The sequence below is a fragment of the Dysosmobacter sp. genome (assembly GCF_052306735.1).
Taxonomy (GTDB): Bacteria; Bacillota; Clostridia; order Oscillospirales; family Oscillospiraceae; genus Oscillibacter.
Genome location: NZ_DAWBAJ010000068.1, coordinates 1 through 7,603, shown reverse-complemented (window position 1 = coordinate 7,603; position 7,603 = coordinate 1). Strand labels below are relative to the sequence as shown.

Sequence of the window (7,603 nt, the reverse complement as noted above, 5' to 3'; positions counted from 1 at the left end):
CGGCACCTGGATTTGAACCGGGGACACTGCGGGTATGAACCGCATGCTCTAGCCAACTGAGCTATGCCGCCATGTCGATTACCCGTAGCGGGCAAAAATTAATATACCAGAAGCGCACCCGGTTTGTCAAGGATTTCTTTCAAAAAAACCAAAAGTTTTTCAAGAGCCGTGGAAAGGGCAGACCCTTCCTGCTGTGGCGGATGCCGGCCAGCGTTTCCGTCTACAGATGTGGATGCCTACCGGGCGGGTATCGAAGCCCTTCACACGATGGTCAAGTCCTTCCGGGACTTTGCTGCCATCACCAATTTGCCCGAAACCTGGGCAGAGGCTCACACAAAGATCACCCAGGGCTGCAGCGGCTTTGCAGATGCCCCAGGGGGCCTGCGCGACAGCGCTGTTGCGGAACAGACTGCTAGTCTTACCGAAGTGTCTGCCCTGCTTATCGAGGGGGTTGGAATAATGGAGGCGATGAGCGGCAAAAAAAGCCCCGGAGTCATCGACTCCGGGGCTTTTCGCACGATTTTAGGTTCAGGCTTAGTACATGCCGCCCGCCCTTCCCGGGGATTTTGAGGCTGCCCACGCAGATGTGTACAAGCCTCCGTATCCCTTCTGCCGCAGGGATTTTGCGGGATTTTGGGGTGCGCGTCCGAAGTTCGGATCTCCCGTAAATCTACACAGATATGGATAAGTCTCGACGCAAATGGTGTAAGAAGCGGTGTATGGAAAATGTCCGGTTTTGATCCTGTCACAGGTTGGCTGCGATCTGATCAAAGGCGTGCTTGACGGAGTTGTAGTCCGTGTGGGTGTAGACATCCAGGGTGACGCTGGCGCTGGAGTGTCCCATGAGGTACTGCAAACTCTTGATGTCGATGCCCGCCCGCTGCAGATTCGTACAGAAGGTATGCCGCAGCACATGGGGCGTGACCACGGGAAAGTCCTCCCCCAGGGCCCACCGGTGTTTCCGCTGGAGAAGACGCATGTAGTTCTCCAGATGCATGGCCACCTTTGGCCTGCCGTCCTTATCCAGGAACAGGAAGCCGCTGCACCCGTCCACCACCATCTCTGTCTTGGGCGGCGTCCGATCCTTCAGCACCCGCTTGAGGGCCATGTAGACCATGTCCGTCATGGGGATGGTGCGGATCCCGCTCTTGGTTTTGGGGCTGGTGATGAAATAGGGCCGGTTGGCTGTTCGGCACAGCTGGCGCCTCACATAGAGACAGCGGCGGGTAAAATCCAGATCCGCCTTGGTGAGGCCGTACAGTTCGCTGACCCGCAGCCCGGTGCCCAGCAGGATCACGATGTCGTCGTAATAGCTCCCGCCGCCGTACTCCTGGAAAAACTGGAGATACAGGTCCTGTTGCTCCCGGGTGAGGGCCGTCCGCACAAAGGCATCCTTGGGGATCACGTCCGAGAGCTTGAATTTGAACGGGTTCTTGCGGATCATGTCATCGTCCACAGCCATTTCAAAGGCGGGGCGGACCACGCACTGCACCGTGCTGATGGTGCTCTGTTTGTACCCCCGGTCGTGGAGGGAGACGAACCAGGCCTTGGCGTCGGAGGGCTTGATCTGCCGGATCTGCTTTTGGCTGAAGGGGTCCTTCCGCATACGGTTGATGACCGTATCATAGGCGCGATAGGAGTTTTCCTTCAGGGTGCGCTTCAGATCCATATACCGGGTGACAAGTTCGAGTACTGTCATCTCCCCGGCGGCATAGTCGATCCCGTCCGCCAGGTCCCTCTGGATCTCGGCCTCCTTCCGGCGCAGCTCCTCCAGTGACCTGGCATAGATGTATCTGCGCTGCTTTCGGGTGTCGGTATAGCGAAACATATAGAGACCGTCTTTCCGGTGGCTCTCGCCTGTTTTCAGAATACGGCCTCTCTGATCCCGGCGCTTTTCGGACAAGTTTTGATCCTCCTTTCTCGAAAAGCGCTCGATAGGCTGTATCTTATTTTACCATACAGCCTTGGAATTTACCACCTATATGGAATAGGCAGTCTCCAAATATTTCTCCAGCGCTTTTCGTTTGATCAGCCGTTTACTTCCATTCCAGAGCACGAAGGGACAGCTTTCCTCGTTGGTCAGATCCCGGAGCTTGTTGATGCCGATGCCGAAGTAGGCCGCGGCCTCCTCCAGGGTCAGGTTGGCCTTCTCCCAGACTGGAACCATCTCAGCCATCCCCATCACCGCCGCTCTCTGATCCCAATGACGGTAATGACGGTATTTCCTCCGCGGGGGCGGAATCGTCATCATCGTCATCACCGTCATGCTCCTCATCTTCCTCCTCGTCCTCCGTGCGCAGGAAGGTGAGCTGCCGGCTCTCCGGTCTCCGGGACTTCCAGTATTCGATGCCCTTCTCCTCCTTGAGCCGGCGGGTGAGGGCGTTGAGCTTCCGGGTCAGCGTGTTGGCCCGGTAAGGGAGCTCCGGGTCCAGCCGGCGCAGCCGCTCCAGCAGCTCCGTGGCTGTCCCCTGCCACCCCCCGCCGATCACTTGGTCGATGAGATCCAGCAGCGGCTCAGGCGGCTCCGCGATCTCCGCCTCCCGGCTCACCACCGTCCACAGGCAGCGCTGCGGGTCAAAGTCCAGGATCATCCGCTGTCCCGGCAGATCCTTCCCGGTCTGGTCCAGAATCACACGGCCCTTTTCCCGGTACAGCAGGAAGGCCCCGTCCGCCGCCCCCAGCAGGCCGTTTGTGCCGCTGATCCGGTCAAAGGAGTTCTCGCTCTCCGTGTTCTTCCGGGTGTGGTGGACCAGGATTAGCGCCACGTCGTGGATGTCGGTAAATTCCTTGAAGGGGCGGATCTCCTCATAGTCGCTCTGGTAGCTGTACTGAGCGCCGCCGCCCTCCCGCACCCGCTGGAAGGTGTCTATGACAACGAGGCGGACACTTGGGTGATCCATGAAGAAGCCCTCCAGCATCGCCAGCAGGTCTCTCCCACGCAGGTCGGTTTCAAATTTCAGATGGAGGCGTCCCACTGGGTGCTCCACACCGAACATCCGGATCAGCCTGCCCTGGACGCGCTCCCCCGTGTCCTCCAGAGACAGATACAGCACCTGGGAGCGGTGGGTGGGCTGTCCCAGGAAGGGGGTCCCTGTAGCCACACACCAGCACAGCTGGGCCATGAGGAAGGACTTGCCCACCTTGGGGGCTCCCGCCAGAATGTAGCACCCGGCGGGGAGCATCCCGTCCACCACCGTGGAACGGGGCAGGAACTGCATATCCATCAGCTCGGCGGCGGTGATGATCTTCTCACGATCCATTCCGCTCCCCCTCCTTCCGTTCCAGACCGGCCAGCAGGCTGCCGGGCAGGGAGACCAGCTCCGCCCCGGTGTTGCACAGCCGCTCCATGGCGGGCATCTGGAAATCGAAGAACCAGCCCAGACCCGGCCGGACGTGGTATTGCCGTTCCCCCGGCGGCTGATAGAATCCCGCCAGCAGCTCCAGGGGGAACAGGTACACAGGCTCATTGGTGACCGGGCAGTGTGCCTCCCGCAGCAGGTACTGCTGGAGCCGGTAGAGGCAGTGCTCGTCCAGGATCGCCCGGAGCAGCCGGCGTCCGTTTTCGTCAAAGGCGATGTAGTAGAAGAAGTCCTCCCGGGCAAAGCGGATCAGGCGGCTGCGCGGATTCAGTGCATTGGGCACCAGGTCGGCGGCCTGCGCCCACGCTTCCCCCAGCAGGATGCTGCCGTTGTAGGAAAAGCCGGCCCCGGCCTCCGACTGCTCGAACTGATCCCGGAACAGCAATTCCGTCTCGGGGTTCCACCGCATATTCCGGCGGCCCAGGTAATAGAGGGCGTAATAGCGCCCGCCAGGCGTCAGCAGCACCCCGGACACCCGGGCGGACTTGTTGTCCTTGCCGCAGACCTTGTTCAGCTCATAGGCGCTGTAATAGACCAGCTCCTTCCGCCTGGCGTCGTCCCTGCGCCTGCCCGGGACCCATCGTGCCCCCAGCTGGTGGGCCAGCAGCAGGCAGGCGGCGTTCCGGTGGAGCCGCTGGGTCCGTCTCCAGTCCCCCTGGCCGTCGGCCGGAGCCAGCAGGCGTGCCCGGATCTGTTCCGCCCGGCCGGGAGAGAGGTGTTGGATCTGGTTCAGCCCCCTGCTGGTCAGAGACAGGGAGCGGACCACACGGCGGCGCTCTCCCCGGAACTTCCGCTCCTTCAGATATCCCGTCCGCACCAGCTCCGTTACCACCCGCCGGCGATAGTCATAGCAGCCGCCCGACTTCCGCAGCAGCGCCACCGGCACCTCGCCGCAGAACCCCACGAACACCAGCAGGCGAAAGCCAAAATATTCTGTATTCCATCTCATCTTGTATCATCCTCATATCTTAAGTACTGCGATCTCCGCAGCCCGCGGCTCTTTTCACACTGAGCTCCTTGCCCAGACTGCCGCCATTCCCCGCGGGATCTGTCCGGCACAGGCTCTGTCCGACAGACTGCCGCTGCCGCACTGCCTCAAAACCATAAAGATCCCAACGGCGTTGGAACTCCACGGCCGGACCCCTTGGGAATACTGGCTTTCCGGCCAAAAAGCGGCACCGAAAATCCGCAGGCGCGAGAACTCAGAAATCGGTATGTTTTTTGGGGCCATTTTTTCTCTATCGTTTCAGGTTTCCGGTGGTCCGGCCCAGGACTCCCGATGGCTCTCCAGCCACTTGGGGAACGCCTCGGCGGGCAGGACCCAGATGCGGGTGGCGTTCCGTTCGCCCCGGTGGCTGCACTGGAAGGCGGAGCAGAGGGCGGAGGTATCGTTGGTGAGGAACGCCGCCTCCAGCACATCCTGGCAGTGCTTCAGCTCCAGGTTGTCGTGGTCCAAAAAGCGGCGGCCCGGGCCGTAGATATGTTCATAGGCCAGGACGCAGATGTGGAACTTGGGCGGCAGCCGGTCCGGGAACGCCCGGCGGATGGCTGCGCGCAGGGAGTGGGCCAGGAAGCGGCTGCGGTCGCTGTCGCCCCGGCGGGGCAGGACGGCCTCCAGGGTGACGGCCAGCCAGCCGCCCTCCAGCAGCTCCACCCTGGCAGGCGCCTCCTCGCCGATGGACGGGCCTCCCGCTGCGGGCGATCCCGGCGGCAGGACGGTGGCGGCATAGTCCCGCAGGGCGAGCGTCGCCGTCTCCGCGGCTCGGAGAGCCTCCAACAGGCGCCGTTCGCTGCGGATCGGATCGTGTGATTTCATGGGAAAGACCTTCTCTCATAACAGGATAAGGGCTCGGGGCGGGAAGCCTCCTGAAAAGCCCCTTCATTAAGCATGTAGAAATGAAGGGAGTATTTTCACCCCCTCCCGGCAAAAATTTTTCAAAACTCCTGCCGGCGGAGGCGCCCGTGATTGCCCTTTCATAATAAATGGAGAAAAGGCTCCCTGTTTTTGCCCCCTTAGAAAAACTTTTTTGGAAAATTTCAGCCGGGCGCAAAAATACGTTCAGCGCAAACCTTCGGCGGCGCGGAAAACCGCGGCTCGACATTAGGTCTACGCTGAACGCAAATCAGAAAACCAGATACGCTGTACGAGGACTTTTGCGTTCACAGCCTGAGCGGCATGGTCCAATAAAATAGCTCCATGGAGACAAAATCCCCTTGCAATCCCGCGGAAATCTAATATAATAATTATCAGATTATTAGATTGCTTGTGGGAGGTTCATCATGTTCACGGAAAACAAAACGACCGAGCTGAAGCGGGAGTATGTGGACGACATCAAGAATACCGCCATCGCCTTCGCCAACTGCGACGGCGGCACCCTCTATGTGGGCATTGAGGACGACGGCACGGTGCGCGGCGTGGACGACGCAGACGGCACCATGCTCCGGGTCACCAACGCCATCCGGGACGCCGTGCGCCCGGACCTGACGATGTTCCTGGACTGCCGCTGTGAGACCATGGAGGGAAAGCCGGTGATCTGCGTCCGGGTCCAGCGGGGAACGGCCCGGCCCTACTACCTCCACAGCAAGGGCATCCGCCCGGAGGGCGTCTTTGTCCGCCAGGGGGCCTCCACCGTCCCCGCCAGCGAGGCGGCCATTCTGGACATGATCAAGGAGACCAGCGGCGACAGCTATGAGGCCGCCCGCTCCCTGGAGCAGCAGCTCACCTTTGAGCAGGCCTCGGCCTTTTTCCGGAGCCGGAACGTGGCCTTAGGCCCGTCTCAGATGCGCACGCTCCATCTGATCGGTCCGGACGGTACCTACACCAACCTGGCATTCCTGCTCTCAGACCAGTGCAGCCACACCGTCAAGCTGGCCGTCTTCGAGGGCAGCAAAAAGTCGGTCTTCAAGGACCGGCAGGAGCTGACCGGCTCTCTGCTCCAGCAACTGGAGGATGCCTACGGCTATATCGACCGATTCAACCGCACCCGGGCGGAGTTCTCCGGCCTGGACCGGGTGGATATCCGGGACTACCCGCCCGAGGCCGTGCGGGAGGCGCTGCTCAACGCCCTGGTCCACCGGGACTACGCCTTCAGCGGCCCTACCCTTATTAGTATCTTTGAGGATCGGATCGAGTTCGTCACCATCGGCGGCCTGGCCAGGGGCATCGGGCTGGAGGACATCCGCCTGGGCGTATCAGTGCTGCGTAACCCTGACCTGGCCAACATCTTCTACCGCCTGCGGCTGATCGAGGCCTACGGAACCGGCATTCTCCGTATCCACGAGTGCTACGCCGGCGCGGCGGTGCAGCCGGCTATCGAGGCCACCGACCATGCCTTCAAGATCACCCTGCCGAACCTGAATTTCAGCCGCGAAGCAGAAAATACCCCGCCTGCCCGGCCAGCCACCAGTTTGGGCAAGAGAGAGGCCCGGGTGCAGAAGGTCATCGGGCTGTGCAGAGAGAACGGCTGGGTCGTCCGGAAGGACGTGGAGGCGGCGCTGGGCGTCTCCCAGGCCACGGCGATCCTGCTGTTGCGGGAGATGACCCGGGACGGCCTGCTGGAAAAGCAAGGAACGGCGAAGAACCTGCGGTATTATCTGGCGGAAATGTGACAACGGTGAAATTGCAATCAGGCCGCCGGTTCCGAAAGGAACCGGCGGCCTGATTTTTTCGTTTATCAAGCACCAAATTGGCGTGGATCTGTTCTGAAACTCATTCCATGTTCTTTCCCTGCGTCACTCCACCACCGCCGCGGCCTCATCCTGCCGCTCCCTTGCCGCCTCCAGGTCATCGAAATCCCCCAGGGCCCGCAGGTCCACATGGGAAGCGTCCACCCCGAACACCGGGCGTTCCGCCCACTGGGCCAGGGTGGCGGGATAGTCTCCTTCCAACTGTCCCCGGACGCTCTCCGAGCGCAGGCGGCACACCTCCAGCAGGGTGTCCACCGCCAGCAGGTGGTCCTCATAGGAGCAGAAGGCGGTGGGGTCGGCCTGGACATAGGGGGCGATCATGGCCTGGGTCTGCCGGATGACCGCCTCATACCGGCCGCTCTCGAAATACTCCGTGAGCAGATGGTCGAAATAGGCGTGATACCGAGCAAAATAGTCGTTGTTTTTCATCAGATTGTGATAGAGGGGGCGTTTCAGCATGGTCTCCCCCCGGGCGGGGGTGTTGATGGGCCAGTTGATCAGTACGTCGGGGTCCCGGATGGGATCGGTCATGCCCAGGGCGTAGGTGCCGAAGGCCA

General features: G+C 61.2%; 7 protein-coding genes. 1 reads left to right on the top strand and 6 read right to left on the bottom strand.

The features are described 5' to 3' along the window. Positions 1-745 precede the first annotated feature (745 nt). From ACT67G_RS11425 to ACT67G_RS11405, 5 genes are all read right to left on the bottom strand, one after another. Positions 746-1,903, bottom strand: coding sequence for a tyrosine-type recombinase/integrase (locus tag ACT67G_RS11425; RefSeq protein WP_204804410.1), 1,158 nt, complete (start codon positions 1,901-1,903; stop codon positions 746-748). A gap of 75 nt (positions 1,904-1,978) precedes the next feature. Continuing rightward, a complete protein-coding gene (locus ACT67G_RS11420) occupies positions 1,979-2,176 on the bottom strand; it encodes an excisionase (protein WP_087268312.1) in 198 nt (65 codons plus the stop codon). Next, positions 2,169-3,260, bottom strand: coding sequence for an AAA family ATPase (locus tag ACT67G_RS11415; protein ID WP_308527957.1), 1,092 nt, complete (start codon positions 3,258-3,260; stop codon positions 2,169-2,171). The genes ACT67G_RS11420 and ACT67G_RS11415 overlap by 8 nt, the downstream gene beginning before the upstream one ends. Next, positions 3,250-4,308, bottom strand: a complete 1,059-nt coding sequence (locus ACT67G_RS11410; protein WP_443664321.1) for a hypothetical protein — start codon at positions 4,306-4,308, stop codon at positions 3,250-3,252. The genes ACT67G_RS11415 and ACT67G_RS11410 overlap by 11 nt, the downstream gene beginning before the upstream one ends. A 297-nt stretch (positions 4,309-4,605) precedes the next feature. Beyond that, on the bottom strand, positions 4,606-5,175 hold the full coding sequence (locus ACT67G_RS11405; RefSeq protein ID WP_443664320.1) for a DUF6100 family protein: 570 nt from the start codon (positions 5,173-5,175) through the stop codon (positions 4,606-4,608). A gap of 464 nt (positions 5,176-5,639) precedes the next feature. Here ACT67G_RS11405 and ACT67G_RS11400 point away from each other — a divergent pair, with 464 nt between their 5' ends. Then, on the top strand, positions 5,640-6,968 hold the full coding sequence (locus tag ACT67G_RS11400; RefSeq protein ID WP_443664319.1) for an RNA-binding domain-containing protein: 1,329 nt from the start codon (positions 5,640-5,642) through the stop codon (positions 6,966-6,968). Between the two features lie 123 nt (positions 6,969-7,091). On the opposite strand, the gene ACT67G_RS11395 is transcribed toward ACT67G_RS11400, so the two are convergent. Then, on the bottom strand, positions 7,092-7,603 hold a 512-nt coding region (locus ACT67G_RS11395), incomplete at its 5' end, for a CotH kinase family protein (protein WP_443664318.1).

What these genes read in the sequence shown, in the direction of transcription:
- ACT67G_RS11420 (WP_087268312.1), bottom strand. Translation starts at nt 2,176, where the DNA reads ATGGCTGAGATGGTTCCAGTCTGGGAGAAGGCCAACCTGACCCTGGAG.
- ACT67G_RS11415 (WP_308527957.1), bottom strand. Translation starts at nt 3,260, where the DNA reads ATGGATCGTGAGAAGATCATCACCGCCGCCGAGCTGATGGATATGCAG.
- ACT67G_RS11410 (WP_443664321.1), bottom strand. Translation starts at nt 4,308, where the DNA reads ATGAGATGGAATACAGAATATTTTGGCTTTCGCCTGCTGGTGTTCGTG.
- ACT67G_RS11405 (WP_443664320.1), bottom strand. Translation starts at nt 5,175, where the DNA reads ATGAAATCACACGATCCGATCCGCAGCGAACGGCGCCTGTTGGAGGCT.
- ACT67G_RS11400 (WP_443664319.1), top strand. Translation starts at nt 5,640, where the DNA reads ATGTTCACGGAAAACAAAACGACCGAGCTGAAGCGGGAGTATGTGGAC.